Below are 22,579 nucleotides of genomic sequence, written 5' to 3'. Positions count from 1 at the left end.
AAAGACCGAAAATACTTCGACTTTTCACAGAAAAAAGGAGGAAAAAAGAGATTTTCAATGAAGCGGGCTTAACACGACCATTCGTTACCCGAGTTCTACGAGTGGGTCGCCGGTGTTGACGGTGTCGCCTTCCTTCACGTAGAGTTTCTTCACAATACCGTCTTTCGGAGCGGGAATCTCATTCTCCATCTTCATAGCCTCAAGAACAACCAAACCCTGGCCGGTTTTGACTTGCTGACCCTCGCTCACGAGGACCCTCAGGATTTTCCCGGGCATTGGAGCAGTGACAGTGTTGGGCGAAGCACTCACAGGAGCCGACGAAGGAGCGGGAGCAGGGGCAGGAACTGAATGGGAAGCAGGGGCGTTGACCTGTGCCGGGACGGCTCCCTGAACCCCCGACAGGTATCTGAGCGCACTAAAATCAACACCCTCAATGCCGACCTCAAACTCGACGCCGTTGACGTAGACCTTAACCTTTGAGGCTTTCTTTGGAAGTTCAACCTTCATTCTTCCCTCCGCCCTCACCTTGAAGAACTCGAGGGCGACCTCGGGGAAGAGGCAGTAGGTTAGAACGTCCTCCTCCTTGTGGAGGTAGCCGAGCTCCTCGAGCTTCCTCCTGCACTCCTCAAGTTGGGGCTTGAGCAGGCTTCCCGGCCTCTCCCTTATCGGCTCCTCGTCGCCAAGGACCAGCCGTTTGAGCTCCGGGTTTATCTCGGCAGGGGGCCTTCCGTAGAGGCCCCTGATGTAGTCCTTAACCCCCTGGGTTATCTGCTTGTACCGGCCAAAGAGGACGTTGAGAACGGCCTGCGTCCCAACTATCTGGCTCGTCGGTGTCACGAGCGGGGGCCAGCCGAGGTCCTCCCTAACGCGCGGAATCTCTTCAAGAACCTCGTCGAGCCTGTCGAGGGCGTTCATCTCCTTGAGCTGGGCGATGAGGTTGGAGAACATTCCACCGGGAACCTGGTACTTGAGGACGTAGGGGTTCACCATGAGCGTCTCCTTGTGAAGTAACCCCCAGTACTTCTCCTCGAGCAGTTTCTTGAGGTAGCGGGAAACCTTGTGTATTCTCTCCCTGTCGAGGTGGCTTCCAACGGCCTCGGGAAGGGCGTGCCATATCGTCTGTATTCCCGGCTGGGCCGTTCCGAAGGCGAGCGGGCTTATGGAAGTGTCGATGTAATCGGCTCCAGCTTCCACCGCCTTCAGATACGTTGCGACAGCCATTCCCGTCGTCGAGTGGGTGTGGACGTTAACTGGGACGCCGTAGGTTTCCTTTATCTCGCTGACCAGCTCGTAGGCCTTCCAGGGAGTTAAAAGGCCCGCCATGTCCTTAATCGTTATGACGTCAACGTCAAGCCTTAGGAGCTCCTCGACCTTCTTCATGTAGTACTCCAGCGTGAAGACTTTGCCCGTGGTGTATGCTATCGCCCCCTGCACCTCGGCTCCGACTTCCTTGGCCTTTTTTATCGCGACCTCCATGTTCCTGACGTCGTTGAGGGCGTCGAAAATGCGGAAGATGTCTATTCCGTTCTTGTGGGCCAGCTCGACGAACTTCTCTACAACATCGTCGGGATAATGCCTGTAACCGACGACGTTCTGACCGCGAAGGAGCATCTGGAGCTTCGTCTTCCTTATGTGCTCCCTGAGGAGGTGGAGCCTCTCCCAGGGGTCCTCCTTGAGGTAGCGTATGCAGACGTCGAAGGTCGCCCCTCCCCATACCTCCATCGAGTAGAAGCCGATTTTGTCCATCATTTCGGCGATTTTCAGCATGTCCTCGGTCGTCATCCTCGTTGCTATCAGCGACTGGTGAGCGTCACGAAAGGTTGTGTCTATAATCTCAACTTTCGCCAACTCCATCACCTCCGGTGCACAGAAAAGTACAGGAATTTAAAAGTCTTACGACGAGAAAAGAAGAGAGATTAGACAGTCGTCGAAATCAGAGCAGACCTTCAGCCTTCGCCGCCTCCTCCGGGTCCTCGTTCCTGTGGATTACCCTGAGAAGGGCTTTTATGAAGGGCTCCGGGTTCTCGCGCTGGAAGATGTTCCTCCCGACGACGGCTCCTGAACCCCCGGCCTCTATGACCTCCCACACGAGCTTGAGGAAATCAACGGGATTTTCCGTCTTCGCCCCACCGCTCAGCAGGACGGGAACGCCAGCTGCTGCATCGACGACCTTGGCGAAGGTTTCCCTCGAGCCCGTCCAGTAGGTCTTTATCATGTCCGCACCGCTCTCTGCCGCAGCTCTGGCCCCGTACATGACGACGCGGTAGTCCTCTTTCTTCCCGTACTTCTCGTTTATGTACGGCCCGCGCGGGTAGGCGAACTGCACAACCGGGAAGCCAAGGTCGTGGGCGTAGCTCGCTATCTCCGCGAACTGGCGCATCATAACGTCTTCCTGAGGTGAACCCCAGTAGACGGTCGCCGCTATCGCGTCGGCGCCGAGCTTCACGGCATCTTCAACGAAGCCCAGCTGGCTCTGGAGGAGCTGGTCGTCCTTCGGGCGGAGGTTGGTCTTGCTGGTGAGCTTTATCATCAAACCGACGTTGGGCTTGACCTCGTCGCCGGCAATCCTCGCGATTCCGGGGAGCACCATCACGCCGTCTATTCCGGCCCTGACGACCTTGCGGAGGATTATCCTCGGGTTAACGTGCTCCCAGTGCTCCTCAAAATCGGTCGGCCCATGCTCGAAGCCGTGGTCCATCGCGAAGATTAACGCCCTCCCGTCCCTCCTGAAAAACCGCCTGAGCCTTCTCCTAATACCAACGCTCTGGTACGCATCCATTTACATCACCGTGAGTGATATATTCAAGGAGGAATTTAAGGTTTTCCCTCGGAGTTGTTACTACCAGCAATGGTTTTCCGCAATCGTTTAAATTCCTTTCGACGAACGATGAATCGGTGTTCAATCGTGGAGTGGAAGGTAATCCGTCTCACCGAGGTCGGTTCGACCAACGACTACGCTAGGGAGATAGCCGAGGATGTGCCCGATGGGACGGTCGTCGTTGCCAGAAGGCAGACCTCCGGGAGGGGCAGGAAGGACCGGAGCTGGGTTTCTCCTGAGGGCGGACTGTGGATGACGGCGATTCTGAAGCCGAAGTCCAGCCCCGAGCACGTTCCGAAGCTGGTCTTTGTTGGGGCTCTGGCGGTCACTGATACCCTCGCTCAGTACGGTATAGAGGGAAAGATAAAATGGCCGAACGATGTCCTCGTGGGGGGGCGGAAAATAGCCGGAATCCTGAGTGAGTGCAAGCTAAACTCCTTTGCCCTCCTTGGAATAGGTCTGAACGTTAATAACGAGGTCCCCGAGGAGCTCAGGGACGGTGCCGTTTCGATGACTGAACTCCTCGGGCGGAAACTTGACCCCAACGAGGTTCTTGAGAGGCTCTTGAGGTCCCTCTCGTACTGGTACAGCCTCTTTAGGAGCGGTCGCCACGGGGAGATACTGCGGTCTGTGCGAAATAGGAGCGCTGTCATAGGAAAGGAGGTTGTTATACTCGAGGACGGCGAGGTCATCCTGAGGGGTAGGGCCGTTGGAATAGACGAGTCCGGGGCCCTGTTAGTCGACACCGGGGAGAGGGTCGAGAGGGTCCTCTACGGGGACGTTTCCCTGAGGCTTCCATGAAGTTCTGCTCACTCTTTGCCATTTTGCCAAAAATTTTGCGAAAAAGTTAAAATCTCTTCTGTATTAATATTAATCCCGCGTGTTTACACTTGTTAAACTGCTGGAATAGCGGGGGTGAAAGTATGGGCCTGCTGAGGAAGTATCTGGACTACCCTGTTCTGTGGAAGATACTCTACGGTTTAATTTTAGGTGCGATTTTTGGCCTCATCGCGGGCCACTTCGGCTGGACGAACTTCGTGGCAACGTACATCAAGCCCTTCGGCGACCTCTTCATTCGGCTGCTGAAGATGCTCGTGATGCCGATTATCCTCGCGTCCTTGGTCGTCGGTGCTGCGAGTATAAGCCCCGCTCGTCTCGGTCGCGTCGGTGCCAAGATAATAGTCTACTACCTGGCAACCTCCGCAATGGCCGTGTTCTTTGGCCTCATAGTTGGTAGGGTCTTCAACGTTGGCTCGGGCATACACCTTGGCTCGGGAACCGGAAAGGCAATCGAAGCGAAGAGCCCTTCGCTCGTTCACACGCTTCTAAACATAGTTCCCACGAACCCGTTTGCATCCCTATCTAACGGGGTAGTTCTCCAGACGATATTCTTTGCGATAATCCTGGGAATAGCGATAACCTACCTCATGAACAGGCAGGAGGAGCGCATTAGAAAGTCCGCAGAAACACTTCTCAGGGTCTTTGACGGCCTGGCGGAGGCTATGTACCTCATAGTTGGGGGTGTTATGCAGTACGCACCGATAGGTGTCTTCGCCCTCATAGCTTACGTCATGGCTAAGGAAGGTTTGAAGGTCGTCGGTCCCCTGGCGAAAGTCGTTGGTGCGGTCTACCTCGGCCTCTTCCTGCAGATTGTCGTGACCTACTTCATCCTGCTCAAAATCTTCGGCATCGACCCAATCAAGTTCATTAAGAAGGCAAAGGACGCCATGCTGACGGCATTTGTGACAAGGAGCTCAAGCGGAACGCTTCCAGTTACGATGCGCGTCGCCGACGAGAACATGGGGGTGGACAGGGGAATCTACTCATTTACCCTTCCGCTCGGTGCAACGATAAACATGGATGGGACGGCCCTCTACCAGGGTGTCACTGTTCTCTTCGTTGCCAACGCCATCGGCCACCCGCTCACGCTGAGCCAGCAACTCGTTGTCGTCCTTACGGCCGTGCTCGCTTCCATCGGAACCGCTGGCGTTCCTGGTGCCGGAGCGATAATGCTTGCGATGGTTCTCCAGAGTGTTGGCCTCAACCTGACGTCTGGAAGTCCAGTTGCGCTTGCCTACGCGATGATTCTTGGAATCGATGCCATCCTCGACATGGGCAGGACCATGGTAAACGTTACCGGGGACCTCACGGGAACCACAATCGTTGCCAAGACGGAGGGGGAGCTCGACGAGAGCAAGTGGCGTGACTGATTTTCTTCACCTTTCTTTTGGGCAAACTTAATATACCCCCGTTCGTTTTTAAGCCCAGGACTGTTGGAGGTAACGTTATGAAGAAGTTTGGATTTTGGCTGGTCGCTCTTCTGCTCGTTGGACTTCTCGCAGGGAGTGTCTCGGCCGCTGGAGAATACAAGGAAGTCCAGAAGAACGAGTATTGGGTTTCGTGGGATGGAAGCGCCAACGCGACCCTCGTGTCCATCGTTTACGGCCCGAGTGAGATGCTCAACCAGACAAAGGCGAGCATACTGAAGATGGGCATTCAGAACGCCACCAAGGTGTTCGTGAGCCAAGAGGCCCAGAAGCTCTCCCAGATGGGGTTAACGCTCAAAAACGCAACGGGAGAAATTATCGGGTACAACACCACCGGGCCGTTGGAGACCGTGATAAAGGGTAGGATACTCAACTTCGCGCGCTACTACTCCTACGACAACGTCTGGGAGATAGCGCTCGACGCGCTCCGCGTGGCAGACCTCTCGCAGATTAACCCAACCGCCATAAACGGCTCAATGTACTTGGAGAACTACTTCACTGTCCATCTCCCCGCTGGAGCCAGACTGAAGAACGTCACGAAGGGATTTAAGGTTGAATCAAACGGAAGCTACATACTCCTGGACGTCAAGGTCGAGGGGAACACAATATTCACGCACTCCATCGTGTACCTCAAGAAGGGTGTTACCAAGGAGGACCTCATGGTTCTTTATTCAAAGCTGGAGCCCGTTATGATTCAATACACCGGGAAGAAGGGTGTTGAGAACTACACGACTTGGGAGATGAAAATATACAACAACATAACCGTTCAGGGCAATCAGACGGTTCTCGACACTACGGAGGAGTACATAAAGCCCGAGGCATACATAAACTACGTCAAGGTTCAGTTCGCCTACGAGGGTCTTCAGAAGGCTGAGCAGAGCCTTTATGAGAAGTACGCCCAGCAGTTCCAGAACGAGGGAGTTCAGGTCCTTGGGGGAAGGGTTTCGATTCTGAACGCCAACACCAGCGGTCCCCTCATAGTCAAGTACCACTGGGTTCTCAAGGGCTTCGTCAGCAAGGTCAACGGAACATACGTTTATGCCTACGACCCGAAACTTGAGCTGGGTAGCATGAACTTCCCATACCGGCTCAACGCGGCGATAAACGAAACCAAGGTCACGAGGATAAGCCTTCCCACAGGCTACAAGTTCACGTCCATTCCCTCCGACATAGATGTTAAGACAAGGGCGGGAAGCGTCACGATGAAAGTGCAGAGGCTCAGCGACAGGGAGATTCTAATTACGAGCAACGTTTACATAGCCTATGGGGTTCCCGCCGACGCTTACAAAGCGTTCATGGCCAAGGTTCCCAACAAGGTTGAGTTCAAGTACGAGGTCACCGCCGAGGAGGGGAGTGGAGGCAAGGGCATCTGCGGTCCTGCCGCGATAGTTGGACTGGCCGTTCTTCCGCTCCTCCTGTACAGGAGGAGGCGCTGACCCCCTTTTCTTTCCCTCACGAAAAAGCTTAAAAACGCATCTCCAAAGCATCAACAGGCATAGCGAGGGAGGTGTGACCATGTCAAGGTACAAGCCACTCGCCAAGAAGCTCAGGCTCGCCAAGGCTGCAAAGCAGAACAGGCGCGTTCCCGTTTGGGTCATCATCAAGACAAACAGGAAGGTTCTCACCCATCCGAAGAGGAGGCACTGGAGGAGAACCAAGCTCAAGGAGTGAGGTGGTCTAAATGATTAAGCCCGGTGAGGAGGTCATATTCGTCGTTCCCATCAGGAAGATAAAGAAGCGCGTTCCGCGCTGGAAGAGGGCCCCGAGAGCGGCTCGCTTCGTCCGCGAGTGGATAGCAAGGCACGCTAAGGCCGAGGAGGTCAAGCTCGACCCGGCCGTCAACGAGAAGCTCTGGGAGCGCGGGGCGGAGAAGCCACCCAACAAGCTCCGCGTTAAGGTCGTCGTTGAAGAAGTTGACGGCAAGAGGGTTGCGAAGGTCTCCCTGGCCTGATTTTAACCACTTTTTAGAGGTGAAGAGATGCACATCGAGAGGCTCGATTTTGAAAACTCCCCGTACCTTGGCGTTTACGGCTTCGCCACCGACAGGGTAGCCATCATTAGGGAGGGCCTCGGCGAGAAGAAGTTAGAGACCCTCAGAGAAGTTCTGAAGGTTCCGCTCATCGAGACGAGTGTTATGAAGTCGCGCATAGTCGGCATATTCGTCGCCGGCAACTCCAACGCGCTGATAGTCCCTTGGTACATCTGGGACGCCGAGCTCGACTTCATAAACGCCCAGCTCAGGGAGTACGGGATTGAGGTGGAGGTCGTTCCCTTCCAGAGCAGGCTCACCGCCTTCGGAAACCTGATTCTGGCCAACGACAAGGGCGCTTTAGTTAGCAAGGACTTCACGAGGGAGGAAGCGAGGAAGATTGAGGACATACTCGGCGTTCCGGTTGAGAGGGGAGTCATAGCAGACTACACAGCGGTTGGAAGCGTCGGCGTCGTCACTAACAAAGGCGGTCTCGTGCACCCCGAGGCGACCGACGAGGAGCTTGAGTGGTTGAGCGACCTCTTCAAGGTCGATATATACGTCGGAACCGCCAACATGGGCGTTCCCTTCGTTGGCTCGTGCATGATAGCCAACTCACACGGCGTCGTCGTCGGACACCTGACGACGGGTCCGGAGATAGTGAAGATTGAAGAAGCTTTAGGCTTCCTCGGATAAAGCTTAAAAGTTCACCGTCAAAGGCCCGCTGAAGGAGGGATGGAAATGGAGGTCAAGGTCTACCGCGTTAAGGGAATCTTCCAGAGGGGTAAGCTCAAGCAGCCCTTCACCAAGGAGTACCGCGCTCTCAAGCCGGAGCACGTCGTCGAGCTCGTCTACTCCGAGATAGGGAGCAAGCACCGCGTCCCGAGGACCAAGATATGGATTGAGAGCATCGAGGAGATAAAACCGGAAGAGGCGGAGAACCCGATAGTCAGAAGGCTCAGCCTCGAGCTCTGATTTCTCTTTTCCACCCCAGAACCCTCGACTGGTAGTGTCTCTTCGGAAAGATTTCGAGCGGGTCGATGCCCTTCTCCCTGAGGAGATACCTCAGCTCAACCTCGTAGTCCGCCTTCTCAAGTTCCTCGCTCTCCCGGATTTCAACGACGAAGAGCTTCTCGGTCAGCTCGCGTATCGTCTTGTAACCGAGACCGAGGAGTGGCCTTATGTAGGCAACCCCAAACCTGTCCTCCAGCGACCTCGCCTTAGGCAAATCGAGGAGCGGAACCCTGTCATCCCTCCGCGTTCCGTCGCTCACCCTTTCCACTTCGGGAAGGGACGCCAGAGCCTCCAGAGCCCTTTCGTGGATGAACTGTATCGCGTTGTTCGGGTGGCCGTCGCTTATGGCAATCTCCCCGGCTTTTTCGAGGATTTCAACCGGAAGCTCCAGAACCCGATGGGCAAAGCCGAGCCTCTCAGCTGTTTCCCTCGCGTACCTCCAGTTGTCGAGCAGGCCGAAGGTGACCGTCACGAGCTCGACCTCGTAGCCGAGCTGGCTCAGAATCCACGCCGACAGACTTGAATCCTTTCCGCCGGAGTAGAGGTGGTGAACCCTCATGGCAATCCCCTAAACCCCTACGCCCCCGGTTTAAATCAGTTTCATGGACAAATACCCGTCAAAATCCCCGCCAAAAACCTTAAATAAAAGGTTGTTTTTGCTCCGTTAAGGGAAATCCAATGAAGAAGTTTCCGGCGTATCTCGCTTCTTGGGAAGACATTGAAAGGTGGGCCAAGGAAGGGGCCTGGAAGGTTTTGGAGGACGGCTGGAGGCCTGACGTTATAGTCGGCCTCGCCCGCGGTGGCTGGGTTCCGGCGAGGCTCTACTGCGACTACCTCGGTGTCAAGGACCTGGTAAGCCTGAAGGTCGAGCACTGGGGAGTAACGGCAACCCCGGACGGCAAGGCCAGGCTCAAGTACGGCAGCAACTACAGCCTCGAGGGCAAGAGGGTCCTCATCGTCGACGACATCAGCGACACCGGCGAGAGCCTGACCCTTGCGAAGAACTACGTCGAGGGTCAGAAGCCGGCCGAGATAAGGACCGCCACGCTCCTGACAATCAAGGGCTCGCGCTTCAAGCCCGACTACTTCGGCGAGGAAATCGACTGGGCCTGGATAGTCTTCCCCTGGAACTTCGTGGAGGACATGATTAACCTCGTCGGCAACATCCTTGAGGAGAAGGAAGCTGTCAGCACCGACGAGATAGTCGAGCTCTTCAAGGAGCTCCACGGCATGGAAGTTCCGAAGGGCAGGCTCGAGGAAGCCCTCAGGATGGCCGAGCGCAGGAAGGTTTTTAAGTTCCGCGACGGGAAGTGGCGCAAAGCCTGAGGGTGTGGTACCTTGGACAGGGAGAAGAAGGTCGAGGAAATCAAGAACCACAGCGTATACGCGCGGGAAATCTACGATATGCACAGCGAAAGCATCGACCGCGTTATCGATGACTACGAGAGTCTGAAGGAGGACTACCTGAGCGACCACTCGCGGGCGAGAATCGTCCGCATCGTCTTCAACGAGGACAACGGCCTTCCTCTGGCCATTGAGTTCAACAGGAAGGACGACAGCTTCAAGGGCTTCACCATAGCCATCGGCAAGCCCCACATAAAGAGCAACGGACTCAGGGAAAAGGAAAGTCAGGAAGAGGCCGACTGAACGTAGAACCCCATCTCCACTTCTTTTCCCGTGTAGATTTCGTAACTGCTTAGGTAGTAGGTCGGGTTCGTGAAGAGCGCCGTCAGGTTCCTGTTCTCACCGGCAACCCAGACGAGGTAGTTGCTCTCGTTGTAGGGGTTCCGAATCGCCATGAGGACACTCGCATTGGCGACGTTTCCAAGGTTTCCAACGGCGACGCTCACGTTTCCGTAAACCTTTTTCCAGGGACTCTTCTCGTCGAGGAGAACGAAGCTCGTGACGTTCTCGGTGTGGGTCAACACCCACGTTCCGTTGACCTTCTCGAAGCGGAGCGGGAACTTACTATCGAGCTCCCTCACGAGCCGGTTCGAGACCGGACCGCCGACGAGGACGACGACCCCTTCAAGGTCAGCGTCCGTGACGTTAACGTCCGCTTTCACCACGACGTCCACAGGCTCAACCCACTGGGAGTAGAATCGCCTCAAGTTCCCCGCTATCTCCTCGGCTGTCTCTTTATCCTTCTCCGTCCCGGTCGGGTCCAGGTTGGCCGTTCCGTAGACGATGACGACCCTTCCCAGCTCCGCGCCCCTGTCAAATGCCCTCAGCGGTGTGACCGGAACCTCGCGAGAGTAAACCTCGCTGACGTTTTCCGGCGATGCAAAGCCCCTCATCTCGCCGAGGATACTCCAAACGTAGTCCGAGAAGGGCTTCCCGGTTTTCCGGCTCAGCTCTGAATAGTAGGCAGTTCTGTTGAGGAGCCACCCAATCCAGAACTCGCCCCAGGCCTTCTGCATGTTGATTGCCAGGAGCGTGTAGTTCTCGTTTATCCGGCTTATCGCGTAGTCCTCCCACGCGTCGGCGAAGCCCTCGTAGAGCATCCCCGTTTTGCTCCAGAAGTGGATATCGTAGCGTGCCAGGTAGGGCATGTCGCTCCTTATGGCGTCAACGAAGTAGGTGAGGTTCGACAGGTTTCCGTAGGCGTCGAGGGCTGGAATCGTGATGTCGTGACCGAGCTCGTGGTAAATGAAGCCGAGGTAGAGTAACTCGTCGAGCCCCATGCTCATCACGTAGTCCCTGTTCAGAGGAAGCCCGAACATCGTGTCCCTCGCGGTTTTGTAGCTCCAGAGCGTTCTCTGGGGTGTTCTCCTGACGAGGGGGAGCATTCCGCCGGCGCCCCAAACCGAGGTGCCGTTCAGGACGGGCCTGAAGCTGTGGCCGTGTATCGCGACGAGGTAGGGGTGGAGGAACTCGTAGGTAACGTTGTGAACTCCCGCGTTCTCGGTCATGAACTCATCGGGAGGTAGCATTTTAAGGGCGTTCTCGTAGATTCTGAGGTCATCGTCGTAGTAGTCCATGTGACTCTCGTAGAAGTCCATGAAGTCGCTCTCATTCGCGAACTCCCTTAGTGACGGCAGGAACTCGTTCTCAAACCACGGGAAGTCAATGTCAACCATGGGCATGAGGCCGGGCGGTTCGGAGCACAGGAGGAGGTAGTACTCGAGTTCCATCAGGTAGTAATCCCTCTCAGGCACGGTTCTCGCCCGGGAGAGGTAGGACTTCAGGAGGAGCACCGCCGTTGAGTTTCTGAACCTTCCGAAGTGGGCCTCAACCTCACTCAGGTAACTCCCTCTGTCGATGACGAAGGGGTCCTTCCCGAAGGCGAGGTAGTAAACGATTCCAAGGAGCTCGGCGTTGGGGCTTATCTCGACCGTTACGTGGGAGTCAATTTCAACCGCCGACGCCCCGGGAACCGATGAGGCCAGCAGGAGGACCGCAAGTGTTACCCACGCAAGGAGGCGCTTCATAACATCACCCGGTAGTAGTTAGGGGAATGGGTTATAAGGGTTGTGGGAGAGCTTTAAAAGGCGAAGGCCAAGGGAGAATTAGGGTGGCCTAAGATGAAGAGGCTCGCGCTCATAATCCTGCTGACGCTCGCGCTGGTTCCCCTCAACGGCGTCTCGGCTCAGGAGAACGTCACGGTGGTAGCGACGATAGCGCCGATAGCGTCAATAGTTCAGGAGGCGTTCCCGGGCGTTAAGGTCGAGGTGATAGTTCCGCCCGGGGTTGACCCGCACGACTACCAGCTGACGGCCCAGCAGGTTGAACTGCTCTCAAAGGCCCGGGTCATAGTGACCACCGGAGGTCACCTGCCCGTTGAAAAGAGGATTGCAGAACTTGAACAGGAGGGCACCGTAACGGGAAAGGCCCTTTTCGTCGACGACTATATGAAATACGGCTTCCACTACGCCAAGGAATACTGGTACAACGGGAAGGACAATCCTCACGGCGTCTGGCTCGACCCCTACAACGCCATAGCCATAGCAGAAGCTACCGAGAAGGCCCTAATCGAGGAGGACCCGGCGAACGCGGTGACTTACGAGAGGGACTTCGAGAAGTTCCGCGAGAGGGTCCTTGCGATAGTCGAGGCCTACAAAGCTTTAGCCCCCAAGAACGCGACCGCAGTAATCCAGATGCCCCCAGACGAGTACGCCATTGACTGGCTCGGGATTAAGGCGGTTGCCTCGATAAAGCCCGAGGAAGAGGTTCCGGCGATAGGGGTTGACCAGCTCGTTCCGACCGCGAAGAAGAGCTCGCTCATAGTTTACGGCTCCGACAGCTCGGAACAGCTTAAGAATGCCGCAATCGAACTCGCCCAGAAGAGCGGAAAGCCCCTTGCGGAGATAACCGTCTTCTGGGCCTCGGGGAACTACACCGACTGGCTCATCAAGAACACGGCATCGATAATGAAGGCACTCTCGACCCCCGAGAAACCTGCGAAGCCGAACAATGCAGAGAACACCGCTGTTACGTACGCTTTCCTGGCGCTCGTTACGGGAATCGTCCTGGGAACCGCGCTGGGGGTAATATTGAAAAAATGAAAGGGTCACTCGCGCTTGTAGGGCCTGCCGTCCCACTTGGGTGGCCTTGCCCTTCCTATTATTCCCGCGACCACTATGAGGGTCACGACGTACGGCAGGGTCGCTATGAACTGCCAGGGTATCGTTCCCGCGAGCCAGGGGTTGTTCTGTATGTAGATGGCGAAGTTGTCGAAGAATCCGAAGAGGAACGCTCCACCGAGGGCCACTATCGGGTTCCAGCCGCTGAAGACCATGTTCGCCAGGGCTATGAAACCCCTTCCGGCCGCTATCGTTTTCGTTACGGTTCCGAGCCAGTCAACGCTGAGGTAGGCACCGGCAACGCCGGCCAAGGCACTCGCTATGAGGACCGCCGTGAAGCGGTAGAGCTCGACGTTTATTCCAATAGCGTCCGCTGCTTCTGGGTTCTCTCCGACGGCGCGAATTCTCAGCCCGAACGGCGTCTTGAAGAGCATCCACCAGACTATTACCGCGACCGCTATCGTTATCGGTACCATAGGGCTGAGGGAGTTTCCGAAGGCGTCCATCCAGAGGGGCTTAATCTGGGCGTTCTGAGGGACTTGATGCTGTCCTGCGGTGCCCCAGTACGCTAGGATTCCAAATGCAACGCCACCGTAGCCTATGAGGTTTATACCGATGCCCGGAATGACGTGGTCGCCCTTGAGGTAGACGGTGATTACGCCGTGGATTATCCCTATGATAAGGCCGGTTAGTGCGCCTCCGAGGAGACCAACCCATCCGTTGTGAGCTAGCTCAGCGAATATCGCCCCGAAAAACGCCGAGAGCATCAGTATTCCCTCGTAGCCGATGTTGACGACACCGGCCCTTTCGCTTATCACGGCACCTATGCTCGTAAGTGCTATTGGAACCATCGCCGCTAGGGAACCGAGCAGGAGGCTGATTACCATAGTCTCGTTCATGCACTTCCCCTCCTGAACGCTCTGGTGAACAGGTCAAGGAGTCCGGGCACGGCGACGGCCACGATGATGATGCCCTCGATGACCTTAACCATCTCAAGGGGAACGCCCGTTTGCTGCATCTGTGTTGCCCCCGCGTTGAGGGCTCCAAAGAGTATCCCCGCGAAGATTATGCCGAGGGGGTGGTTCCTGCCGACAAGGGAGACACCTATTCCGTCGAAACCGTAGCCGTAGACGTTCGCGAGTCCCTGGCTGATGGAGTAGCTCGGCGGGATTCCCATGACCTGGAGCGCACCCGCGAGTCCGGCAGTCATTCCGCCGATGACGAAGGACCAGAGCATGGCCACCTTAGGGTTCGTGCCACCGTATTCAGCCGCCCTCGGGTTCTGTCCACTGGTTCTGAGTTCGTAGCCGAGCTTGGTGTGCCACATTACCACGTAAACAATGATTGCTGAGATTATCGCTATCACGAAGGCCAGCGAGAGAGTAGAGTTCTTCACGAGCAGGGGTAGCCTTGCCCCCGGTGGAATCGGCAGCGTGCTGTTGGGGTTCATCGGGTTCTCAAAGACTTGGAGGGCGAGCCAGCTCGCCAAGAAGAAGGCAATCCAGTTGAACATTATCGTGGAGATAACTTCATGAACGCCCCTGTACACCTTGAGGACCGCCGCGGGGAGCATCCACAGCGCACCGACTAGGATTCCAGCTAGTATTCCGGCCAAAGGATTCCGTACGCTCTGGGTTACCGCGACGGCCGCTATGGCACCGAAGTAGACGGTTCCCTCGGCGCCGATGTTGAAGAGCCCGGTTCTCGCGCCTATAGCGAAGGTTATCGCCGTCAGAATGAGCGGTGTTGATTTGCTGAGGGTCTCCGCAAAGTTGCTGAGGGAACCGAAGGAACCCGATAGAAGGGCTCGGTACGCGGCAATCGCGTCGTAACCACTGAACCAGAGGACGAGGGCACCTATGAACGCTCCAATGAGTATCGCCAAAACGCTCTCGGCCACGGGTTTGGCGTATCCTCTGAGCTCATTTTTGAGGTTCACCCTTAACACCTCCCATCATGAGTCCAATCTGCTCCTCGGTAACCTCGTCGGGCTTGACTATTCCCATGAACTGGCCCTCGTACATTATCGCCATCCTGTCGCTGAGCTGGAGAACCTCATCCAGGTCGGCAGAGACGAGCAGAACGGCCTTGTCCTCGTTCCTCAGTTTGACGAGGTAGTTTCTGATGTACTCGGTCGAGGCAACGTCAACACCACGCGTTGGCTGTGCCGCTATGATGAACTCGGGCTTTTTGCTTACCTCCCTCGCAACTATCAGCTTCTGCTGGTTTCCACCGCTCAGGCTCTTTACCGGGGCTTTCGTTCCAGGTGCGCTGACCTCGAACTCCTCTATCAGTCTCTTTGCGTGCTCCTCGACCTTGCCCCAATCGATAAGGGGTCCCCTGGAAAACTCCTCCCTCCAGTGCATTCCCAGAATTGAGTTCTCCATCACCGTCATCTCGAGGATTAAACCCATGTGCGTCCTGTCCTCTGGTATGTGCGCCACCCCCATGTCGTAGAGCTCCCTCGGTTTCTTGCCTGTGATGTCGATTCCTTTGAGGTAAACCTTGCCCCTTTCGATTTTTCTCAGACCAGCTATGGCTTCTATCAACTCGCTCTGGCCGTTGCCTTCAACACCGGCTATGCCGAATATCTCGCCAGCGCGGACCTCGAAGGTCAGCCCGCGAACAGCTTCTTCGCCCCTGTCTCCCTTCACCCATAGGTCCTCGACGCGGAAGACGACGTCACCAGGCTCCTTCGGGGGCTTCTCAATCCTGAGAACGACGTCCCTGCCAACCATCATCCTCGCGAGGAGCTGGGGCGTTGCCTCGCTCGTCTTGACGGTTCCGACGACCTCACCTTTCCTTATGACCGTAACGCGGTCGGTTATCTCCATGACCTCGTTGAGCTTGTGGCTGATGAAGATTATCGTCTTTCCCTGCTCCTTGAGCTTCCTAAGAACTGCGAAAAGCTCCTTAACCTCAATCGGAGTGAGAACCGCGGTCGGCTCGTCGAGAATGAGTATGTCAACGTCGCGGTAGAGCATCTTGAGAATTTCAATCCTCTGCTGGACGCCGACGGGGAGGTTTTCGACGGGGACGTCGAGGGGAACCTGGAAGTTGAGCTCATCCATCAGCTTCTGGAGCTTCCTCCTCGCGTTCTCGACGTCAATCTTGGACAGCAGTCCGTGCCCCTCCATTCCGAGGATGATGTTCTCGAGGGCGTTGAAGACCTCAACGAGCGTGAAGTGCTGGTGAACCATTCCGATTCCGTTCGCTATTGCATCGGCGGGGCTCTTGAAGCGGACTTCTTTACCCCTGAGAAAAATCTTGCCCTTCGTCGGCTTGAGCATTCCGAAGAGAACCTTCATCAGCGTCGTTTTTCCGGCACCGTTCTCGCCGAGGAGACCGAGGATTTCACCCTCGTAGACCTTAATCGTGACGCCCTTCAGAGCCTTTGTGCCGTCCGGGTAAACCTTCACGATGTCACGCATCTCGAGCACTGGAGTCCTCTCTTCCATCGCTTTCACCTCCTAAAGGGAAGAAGAACAAAGGGAAGGAAATCACTGCTTGTGGTTCTTGTAGTAGTCGAGGGCCCAGTAGGCACCGAAGCGGTAGCCGCCCTCGAACTTGTAGAGAACCGGAATTTCCATACCGAGGACGATACCTATGGTGTCCTTACCGTCGTTGAGGGCTATGAGGGCGGCGAGCGCTCCAGCCAAGGCTGAACCCTCGTTCTCCTTGAAGAGGACCATCTGGACGTTGTGCGGCATGTTGGGGTCGTAGCCGTCGATTAGGACAAACCTCTGCTTCGGGTACTCCTGGGCGACCTTCTTGACGGCGTCGGTCATCATAAATCCGACGGCGATTATGATGTCATACTGGCCGGTCTTGGCGAGGCTCTGGAGGTTGGTGTAGTAGTCGTTCGGGCTGTTGCTCTGAAGCTGGGTGAGCTGGAGTCCGAAATCCTTAACGGCCCTCTCGGCACCCATGTAGGCCATGTCGTTGAAGCTCAGGTCACCCCTGCCACCGACGTCGAAGACGATGGCTATCTTCTTGGTGTTCTGCCTCTCGTTGAGGGTCTTGTTGAAGTAAGTCTCAGGCTTGGGTGACTCCTTTGCCCATTCCTCCCCAAGCTTCTCCATCTGTTGCCAGCTGGTGGCCTTCCTGAGCTGTTCAATCTGGCTCTTCTGGGTTGCCTTGGGAACCAGTATCTTGCCGCTTATTATCTCCTGCTGAAGCTGGTCAACGGCCTGCCATATCCAGCTCGGAACCTGCTGGCGGGTCTTGTTAAGGTACTCCAAAAGCTGCTGCTCGTTCTGGAAGCCAAGGTCCTTCAGCTTTTTGGCCCTGACATCGGCTGGGAGGGAGTCGAACATAGCCTTGACGTCTGCTATCGTGGAGAGCTTAACACCCCCGTCCTTGAGACCGAGCTCGACGACGCCGCCGCGGAACTGGTTCTCCTCTGCCTCCTTGACGGCGTTGTAAACACCAACGTCAACGCGCTTCATCATGCTAGCGATTATAACTCCCGGCTTAATCCAGTCCTGAGCTGAGTCAACACCGATGGCAAAGGGGGGTCCCATTTTCTTGCCGTTGGCCTTAAGGTAGTCGCCAACTGCCTCAAAGACACCCAAGCCAGTACCGCCCGCGACCTGATAGATGACCCACGCTCCCTGCTGGAGCTGGGCCTGTGCCGCCTGTTTACCTTTGGCGGGGTCGCTGAACGAGCCCGTGTACGTGTAGAGTATGTTTATCTTATTCGGGACTTTCGTTGCTGTTGGACTCTGGGTTGAAGTTCCTCCTCCGCTTATACAGCCGCTGGCCACGACGCTAAGGGCCATCAGGCCCACCAACAACAAACCGAACAGTTTTCGCATGCTCTAACACACCCCGTCATTGTTTGTAAAAACTTATTCAGTGGGCCCCGATAAATACTTTGCGGTGAACCTTGGTGTGAAAAATCCCGAAAAAGATTTAACTGCCCGGTAAAAGTTAAAGGGAGGCGTATGCTGAGGGAAATACTTACGCTCGAATCCGGAACTCTGATGATTTCGGGGGGAGGTAAGAGGCTCGCGCGGCTCTACTTCCAATCGTGGGCCGAAAGGAAGGGAAGGGCATTAGCGGAAGAACTTCCGTTCCCCGTCGAGGGAGAAATCTACGTGGGCAATCCCTTCAGGGCTGACTTCCCCGTTTACCTTATCATCAACCCGCTCTCCCGAAAGGGAGCAGAGCGCGAGAAACTGCTCCGCTGGCTTGAGATGAAGCGGGAGGAAGGAAAGCTCGTCCTCCTCTACGAGGAGCGCTACGTGGCCGACTCAATAACCCGATACAAAATCAGGAACCACCTCGACTATCTCATAGCATACAGGCGAGAGACAATGGGGGCCGAGCTCTTGAAGGTTTATAAGCTCGAAAACGGTCGCGTCGTTGAGAGGAAGACCTACGTAAGGCGCCCGATGACGAGTGGCTTCGGGTCTGAGCGGTGATGAAACCAGCTATCGCCGAGGGCTTTTTATAGGCCTTCCCCCTCTTTTCTCCGGGTGAGAGCATGTTCGGAAAGCTCAGGGAAAAGCTCAAGAAGTTCACCAAGCAGGTCGAGGAGAAGATTGAGGAGGAAGAGAAGAGGGTCGAAAAGACCGAGCCGGAAAAGAAGCCCGGCCTCATGGAGAGGCTCCTTCAGGTCGAGATTAAAGAGAAGGACGTTGAGGAAGCTTTGGACGAGCTGGAGCTTGAGCTTCTCGAGGCGGACGTTGCCCTCGAAACCGTCGAGGCCCTGCGGGAGAAGATTAAGGAGAAGCTGGTCGGAAAGAAGGTCCGCATCGGAACCAACAAGGGCAAGCTGATAGAGGAAGCGCTCCGCGAGGCAATTCTCGAAATCCTCACTCCGGAGAAAAAGATTGACCTCCTCGAGATGATTCGCTCCAAAGAAGAGAAGCCCTTCGTGATAGTCTTCGTCGGCTTCAACGGCTCGGGGAAGACCACAACCATTGCCAAGCTCGCCAACTGGCTCAAGAAGAACGGGCTGAGCGTCGTCATAGCGGCGAGCGACACGTTTAGGGCCGGAGCGATAGAGCAGATAGAGGAGCACGCGAAGCGCGTTGGAGTTAAGGTGATAAAGCACGACTACGGTGCCGACCCGGCGGCGGTCGCCTACGACGCAATCCAGCACGCCAAGGCGAGGGGGGTTGATGTGGTTCTCGTTGACACCGCCGGAAGGAACGAGCTCAACAGAAACCTCATGGACGAGATGAAGAAGATAGTGCGCGTCACCAAACCTGACTTGGTAATCTTCGTCGGCGACAGCCTGAGCGGAAACGCCGTTGTTGAGCAAGCCAAGCAGTTCAACGAGGCCGTCAGAATAGACGGCGTAATCCTCACCAAGCTCGACGCGGACGCGAGGGGTGGAGCGGCTTTGAGCATAAGCCACGCAATTGGCGCGCCGATACTCTTCGTCGGCGTCGGTCAGGGCTACGACGACTTAAAGCCTTTCGACGAGAAGTGGTTTGTGGACAGGATTTTTGGGGAGGATTGACTTTCCCTTTTCTCACACGCTGACCGCGAGCCCCATGCGGACCACAATCCAGACGGCGAGGAAGCTCAGAACGGCCGAGATGGTCCATATAATTTCCTCGTTTTTATCAGGTTGTATCTCCAAAACCTTCTCTCCAGCCCACTGGAGAAGGGGTGCGAGGAGCAGAACGGTGAGCAGGGCGATTCCCTCGTCAAAGGTCAGGAGCGCCGTTCCCGCGAGCACCACAATCCCGGCAGAACCCGAGAGCAGGGCGATTTCTCTCCGCTTCCTCCAGAGGAAGTAAACTGTAAGAATGAGGAATGGAAGCGCAACGGCAAGGAAAAAGATTGGTGATGGAGAAAACTCAAAGGAGCAGGCCGGTGGATTTCTCGACCAGCAGACGGCCTTCACGTAGTTCTCCCGCGGAACTGCAAAGGCAAGCGCGAACTCGACGAAGGGAATGGAAAGAGGGAGCAGTCGTTTCATAGCACTCTCAACCTTTCAACGTGCTTTCCAACAACATCTCCAGTTCCCCAAAATCCACCCTCGCCGTCATGTCGATGTTTATCGGCGTGACGCTGACCTTCCTCTCGACCTTCAGGGCGTAAGCATCGGTTCCCGGCTCGAAGTCCTGAACGAGCCTGCCGACGATCCAGTAGTAGGGGTTGCCCTTCGGGTCAATGCGCTCTTCGACCGTCGGGCAGTAGCGCTTCCGGGCGAGGCGGGTGATCGCTATCTCGGTTTTCTCCGTCGCGTTGCTCGGGACGTTGACGTTGAGCATGTCAACGCCCTCCGGAAGGCCCCGCTCAAGGACCGCACCGGCTATTCTCCTGAGGAAGTGCGCCGAGACGGAGAAGTCAACCCCTTCACCCTCGCCGAGGGTCTTCTTCCACTCCACCTCAAGGCTAATCGCTATGCTCGGAATCCCGTGGGTGGAAGCCTCTATAGCGGCCGAGGCCGTTCCGGAGACGGTTATCTCGGTGCTCAGGTTCTCGCCGAGGTTGATCCCGCTGACCGCCAGGTCGAAGCCACCGAAGCGGGCCAAAGCGAAAATCACGCAGTCAGTGGGAGTCCCGTCTATTCCGTAGGCTATTCTCGCCCCGGGGACGTCAACGCGCTTGGCCCTTATCGGCCTGTGGAGCGTCATGGCCCTGCCGCTCGCGCTCCTCTGGAAGAGCGGGGCGACGACGTAAACTTCGCCGAGCTCACTAAGGGCTTTTACAGCGGCGCGCAGTCCGTTGGAGTAGATTCCGTCGTCGTTGGTAAGGAGGATTCTCATTCGTTCACCACCATGACATCGAGCTTTTCAAAGTCCCTATCGAACGTGTAAATCTCTCCTATGCCGAGTTCTTTCATCTTAACGTAGGCCAAAGCGTCGTTCACGCCGAGGTTTTTCTCCTCGGCTATGAGAGTTGCCTTCAAGTAATCACTGGGAGAGACCGGAAGAACTTCAATGTTCTCACTCGTCAAAACCGCCAGAACGACCTCAACTGCTTTCTCTTTCCTGCCCCTGCTCTCGACGACGTTGGCCACTTCGCTCAGATGGACGACCGTAGTTACAACACGCTCGCCATCACTCACCCTCGTGAGTATCGCCTTGGCCCGCTCCTTGATTTCCTTAACGTTCTCCGGTGGCTCCTTCTTCGGCCTTAGAAACGCGTAGATGAAGACGTTGGCGTCGATGAACCTCATTCCATCCACAGCTCCTTTTTGAGCTCCTCCCATTCCTTCAGCTCATCAATCTCAACACTGTCGAAGAACTTCCGCAGGTTGGCTCTCCTCCTCGGAAGGAGCTCCACCCTATCGCCAAGGTCAACTATTATGACTTCGTCACCAAGCTTCTCCCTAATCTCACGGGGAATGAGAAGCCTGCCCTGGGAGTCGAGACGTTTCACCACTATCTCCATATAACCACCAGTTTATTGATAATTCTGGCAGATATAAATAGTTATTGAAAAAGATGCCGCTTATCCTTCCTTCGAGAGAAGCCTGAGGACGAGGGGAGTCAGGTTTTGAGATTCCCCTTCAAGCTGAGCATAGCCAGAGTTCTCAGCTCACCTTATAACCCTCACCCCAATCTGAACTGCATAATTATCCCTGCGGGAATAATTCTCCCGAAGAATCATTCTAAAAAGAATCAAAGGCACAGCATCAGGAAGGCTCAGCGCAATGAGGGGTTATATTCGGGGGGAAGCCCAAAACCTTTATAACTATTCCCGCGGGAATTATTCTCATGAGAATAATTCCTCGAAGAATTGAACGTGCCCTCCTGAGATACCCGGGCTGGAAGATGCTCTACGGGAGGAGAAAGACCGGCAAGACCTTCCTCGTCGAGCACTTTCTCGACTACGACGAGTTCTTCTTCGTGAACAAGGACGGCACCGTCCACGACAGGCTGAGCAGCGACAAGATGACCTATCAGGAGTTCATGAGACTCTTTCCAAGGCTGGTTAAAGGGAAGAGAAGAATCGTCATCGACGAGTTCCACCGCCTCCCCGATGGTTTCCTCGACCTCCTGCATGCGTACTCAACTGAGCAGGATAGCGGGATAATCCTCGTAACCTCAACGATGTGGCTCGCCCAAAGGTTGCTCTCGATGAGGGAAAGCCCGCTCCTCGGGATAGCCTTCCTCGTGAAAATCGGACTCATAGACGAGCGCGAAATCTTAGTCGAGCTGTCGAAGGAAGTGAAGGGAAAGGAGCTGATAGAGGCATCCACCTACCTGAGGGAGCCCATGCTCGTGCCGGCTTACAAACCTCCGCTGAGGGACTTTTTAACCGGCTTCTTTTCGTCCTCAGGTTCATTCGTGAGCGAGCTCGTTGGCGAGACATTCAGCGAAGAGGGCCACGAGCTGACGAGGGTTTACCTCGGGATAATGATGGAAGTCGCCAACGGAAAGGGGACGAGCACCGAGCTTTCCTCTGCACTCTTCTCCCGCGGCCTGCTGAAGAAGGACAACCCCGGGACACTCCAGAAGTACCTCACAATCCTCACGAAGATGGGAATCCTGCGCAAGTTCCTGGTTCAGGGCAAGAGGCGCAAAAAGTTCGTTTACAGGCACGTCTCACCTCTCCTCGACCTGCACTTCTACCTTGAGGCCAAGTACGCCTACACCGAGCTTGAAACGTCCGTTGAGTTCATAAGAAGGGCCGTTGACTACAAACTTCCAAGGCACGTCGAGGACTTCATAGCGGATTTGCTCGCCAAGGCTTACGGCCTGAGAAGGGTGAGTGTTGAGCTTCCCCAGCTTGAGCTCGACATTGCTCTGCGGGGATTTAACAGGCTCGAACTCGTCGGAGAGGTCAAGTGGAAGGAGCGGGTGAAGAGAGAGGAAGTGCGGAAGATTGAGGAGAAGCTTTCGCGCTTCGACTGCCGCAGAGTGCTCGTTGTTCCGAGCGAAGACGTCCTCGAACGTAAACCAGAAGGAATGGAAGTGCTGACCCCTGAAGACCTGCTAGAAATCGCGAAGGAGAGCCTCGAGAAAACATTGAATATGGAGCACCTTTAAAAACCCTATCTCAGACCCCGGGCTAGGTG

Annotated in this window: 25 protein-coding genes; 13 read left to right on the top strand and 12 right to left on the bottom strand. The window is 55.7% G+C overall.

Annotation, left to right across the window (positions count from 1 at the left end; genetic code table 11):
• Nucleotides 1-84 precede the first annotated feature (84 nt).
• Nucleotides 85-1,848, bottom strand: coding sequence for a pyruvate/oxaloacetate carboxyltransferase (locus CS910_RS09200; RefSeq protein WP_099211405.1), 1,764 nt, complete (start codon nt 1,846-1,848; stop codon nt 85-87).
• Between the two features lie 85 nt (nt 1,849-1,933).
• The gene (fba, locus tag CS910_RS09195; RefSeq protein WP_099211403.1) at nt 1,934-2,779 is read right to left on the bottom strand and encodes a class I fructose-bisphosphate aldolase; all 846 of its coding nucleotides are present in this window, start codon (nt 2,777-2,779) and stop codon (nt 1,934-1,936) included.
• Nucleotides 2,780-2,905: 126 nt separating this feature from the next.
• Here fba and CS910_RS09190 point away from each other — a divergent pair, with 126 nt between their 5' ends.
• The 7 genes from CS910_RS09190 (at nt 2,906) to rpl18a (ending at nt 8,029) form a co-directional block, all read left to right on the top strand.
• A complete protein-coding gene (locus CS910_RS09190) occupies nt 2,906-3,619 on the top strand; it encodes a biotin--[acetyl-CoA-carboxylase] ligase (protein ID WP_262926570.1) in 714 nt (237 codons plus the stop codon).
• A 122-nt stretch (nt 3,620-3,741) separates the two neighbouring features.
• On the top strand, nt 3,742-5,028 hold the full coding sequence (locus CS910_RS09185; RefSeq protein ID WP_099211399.1) for a dicarboxylate/amino acid:cation symporter: 1,287 nt from the start codon (nt 3,742-3,744) through the stop codon (nt 5,026-5,028).
• A gap of 77 nt (nt 5,029-5,105) precedes the next feature.
• Entirely contained in the window at nt 5,106-6,521 is a 1,416-nt protein-coding gene (locus tag CS910_RS09180; protein ID WP_099211397.1) for a CGP-CTERM sorting domain-containing protein, read from the top strand.
• 79 nt (nt 6,522-6,600) lie between these two features.
• Nucleotides 6,601-6,756: a 50S ribosomal protein L39e gene (locus tag CS910_RS09175; protein WP_099211395.1), complete on the top strand. Its 156-nt coding sequence runs from the start codon at nt 6,601-6,603 to the stop codon at nt 6,754-6,756.
• A gap of 10 nt (nt 6,757-6,766) precedes the next feature.
• Nucleotides 6,767-7,036: a 50S ribosomal protein L31e gene (locus CS910_RS09170; protein WP_099211393.1), complete on the top strand. Its 270-nt coding sequence runs from the start codon at nt 6,767-6,769 to the stop codon at nt 7,034-7,036.
• Between the two features lie 27 nt (nt 7,037-7,063).
• Nucleotides 7,064-7,750: a translation initiation factor IF-6 gene (locus CS910_RS09165; protein WP_099211391.1), complete on the top strand. Its 687-nt coding sequence runs from the start codon at nt 7,064-7,066 to the stop codon at nt 7,748-7,750.
• A 45-nt stretch (nt 7,751-7,795) separates the two neighbouring features.
• Nucleotides 7,796-8,029 carry a 50S ribosomal protein L18Ae gene (gene rpl18a, locus CS910_RS09160; protein WP_042690358.1) on the top strand — a complete coding sequence of 78 codons (234 nt, stop codon included), beginning with the start codon at nt 7,796-7,798 and terminating at the stop codon, nt 8,027-8,029.
• Here rpl18a and CS910_RS09155 read toward each other — a convergent pair.
• On the bottom strand, nt 8,013-8,627 hold the full coding sequence (locus CS910_RS09155) for a DUF7411 family protein (protein ID WP_099211389.1): 615 nt from the start codon (nt 8,625-8,627) through the stop codon (nt 8,013-8,015). The two genes, rpl18a and CS910_RS09155, sit on opposite strands and share 17 nt — an antisense overlap.
• Before the next feature lie 119 nt (nt 8,628-8,746).
• Here CS910_RS09155 and CS910_RS09150 point away from each other — a divergent pair, with 119 nt between their 5' ends.
• Nucleotides 8,747-9,394, top strand: coding sequence for a phosphoribosyltransferase (locus tag CS910_RS09150; RefSeq protein WP_099211387.1), 648 nt, complete (start codon nt 8,747-8,749; stop codon nt 9,392-9,394).
• Between the two features lie 12 nt (nt 9,395-9,406).
• Nucleotides 9,407-9,715: a hypothetical protein gene (locus CS910_RS09145; protein ID WP_099211385.1), complete on the top strand. Its 309-nt coding sequence runs from the start codon at nt 9,407-9,409 to the stop codon at nt 9,713-9,715.
• Here the strand turns inward: CS910_RS09145 and CS910_RS09140 are convergent.
• A complete protein-coding gene (locus tag CS910_RS09140) occupies nt 9,697-11,499 on the bottom strand; it encodes a DUF4932 domain-containing protein (protein ID WP_099211383.1) in 1,803 nt (600 codons plus the stop codon). The genes CS910_RS09145 and CS910_RS09140 overlap by 19 nt on opposite strands.
• A gap of 93 nt (nt 11,500-11,592) precedes the next feature.
• On the opposite strand from CS910_RS09140, the gene CS910_RS09135 reads away from it, so the two are divergent.
• Nucleotides 11,593-12,573 carry a metal ABC transporter solute-binding protein, Zn/Mn family gene (locus tag CS910_RS09135; protein WP_099211381.1) on the top strand — a complete coding sequence of 327 codons (981 nt, stop codon included), beginning with the start codon at nt 11,593-11,595 and terminating at the stop codon, nt 12,571-12,573.
• 5 nt (nt 12,574-12,578) lie between these two features.
• On the opposite strand, the gene CS910_RS09130 is transcribed toward CS910_RS09135, so the two are convergent.
• Genes CS910_RS09130 through CS910_RS12195 form a run of 4 tightly spaced genes read right to left on the bottom strand, consistent with a single transcriptional unit; the run spans nt 12,579 to nt 17,408 of the window.
• On the bottom strand, nt 12,579-13,490 hold the full coding sequence (locus CS910_RS09130) for an ABC transporter permease (protein WP_099211379.1): 912 nt from the start codon (nt 13,488-13,490) through the stop codon (nt 12,579-12,581).
• Nucleotides 13,487-14,530, bottom strand: coding sequence for an ABC transporter permease (locus CS910_RS09125; RefSeq protein WP_099211377.1), 1,044 nt, complete (start codon nt 14,528-14,530; stop codon nt 13,487-13,489). Before CS910_RS09125 ends, CS910_RS09130 begins: the two co-directional genes overlap by 4 nt.
• Nucleotides 14,514-16,049 carry an ABC transporter ATP-binding protein gene (locus CS910_RS09120; RefSeq protein ID WP_099211375.1) on the bottom strand — a complete coding sequence of 512 codons (1,536 nt, stop codon included), beginning with the start codon at nt 16,047-16,049 and terminating at the stop codon, nt 14,514-14,516. Before CS910_RS09120 ends, CS910_RS09125 begins: the two co-directional genes overlap by 17 nt.
• Nucleotides 16,050-16,091: 42 nt before the next feature.
• The gene (locus CS910_RS12195) at nt 16,092-17,408 is read right to left on the bottom strand and encodes a BMP family lipoprotein (protein WP_099211373.1); all 1,317 of its coding nucleotides are present in this window, start codon (nt 17,406-17,408) and stop codon (nt 16,092-16,094) included.
• 129 nt (nt 17,409-17,537) lie between these two features.
• Between CS910_RS12195 and CS910_RS09110 the strand changes: the two genes are divergently transcribed.
• Nucleotides 17,538-18,017 carry a hypothetical protein gene (locus CS910_RS09110; protein WP_099211371.1) on the top strand — a complete coding sequence of 160 codons (480 nt, stop codon included), beginning with the start codon at nt 17,538-17,540 and terminating at the stop codon, nt 18,015-18,017.
• 62 nt (nt 18,018-18,079) lie between these two features.
• Nucleotides 18,080-19,063, top strand: coding sequence for a signal recognition particle-docking protein FtsY (ftsY, locus tag CS910_RS09105; protein ID WP_099211369.1), 984 nt, complete (start codon nt 18,080-18,082; stop codon nt 19,061-19,063).
• A gap of 12 nt (nt 19,064-19,075) precedes the next feature.
• On the opposite strand, the gene CS910_RS09100 is transcribed toward ftsY, so the two are convergent.
• Genes CS910_RS09100 through CS910_RS09085 form a run of 4 tightly spaced genes read right to left on the bottom strand, consistent with a single transcriptional unit; the run spans nt 19,076 to nt 20,949 of the window.
• Nucleotides 19,076-19,528 (bottom strand): hypothetical protein, encoded by a 453-nt coding sequence (locus CS910_RS09100; RefSeq protein WP_099211367.1) that lies wholly within the window; start codon nt 19,526-19,528, stop codon nt 19,076-19,078.
• Nucleotides 19,529-19,535: 7 nt separating this feature from the next.
• A complete protein-coding gene (gene surE, locus CS910_RS09095) occupies nt 19,536-20,321 on the bottom strand; it encodes a 5'/3'-nucleotidase SurE (protein ID WP_099211365.1) in 786 nt (261 codons plus the stop codon).
• A complete protein-coding gene (locus CS910_RS09090) occupies nt 20,318-20,734 on the bottom strand; it encodes a type II toxin-antitoxin system VapC family toxin (protein WP_099211363.1) in 417 nt (138 codons plus the stop codon). The genes surE and CS910_RS09090 overlap by 4 nt, the downstream gene beginning before the upstream one ends.
• Nucleotides 20,731-20,949 (bottom strand): AbrB/MazE/SpoVT family DNA-binding domain-containing protein, encoded by a 219-nt coding sequence (locus tag CS910_RS09085; RefSeq protein ID WP_042690226.1) that lies wholly within the window; start codon nt 20,947-20,949, stop codon nt 20,731-20,733. Before CS910_RS09085 ends, CS910_RS09090 begins: the two co-directional genes overlap by 4 nt.
• A gap of 326 nt (nt 20,950-21,275) precedes the next feature.
• Between CS910_RS09085 and CS910_RS09080 the strand changes: the two genes are divergently transcribed.
• Nucleotides 21,276-22,550: an AAA family ATPase gene (locus tag CS910_RS09080; protein WP_099211361.1), complete on the top strand. Its 1,275-nt coding sequence runs from the start codon at nt 21,276-21,278 to the stop codon at nt 22,548-22,550.
• Nucleotides 22,551-22,579 lie beyond the last annotated feature (29 nt).

It is taken from the genome of Thermococcus henrietii (genome assembly GCF_900198835.1).
Classification (GTDB): Archaea; Methanobacteriota_B; Thermococci; order Thermococcales; family Thermococcaceae; genus Thermococcus; species Thermococcus henrietii.
This window is presented reverse-complemented; position numbering and strand designations above follow the sequence as displayed.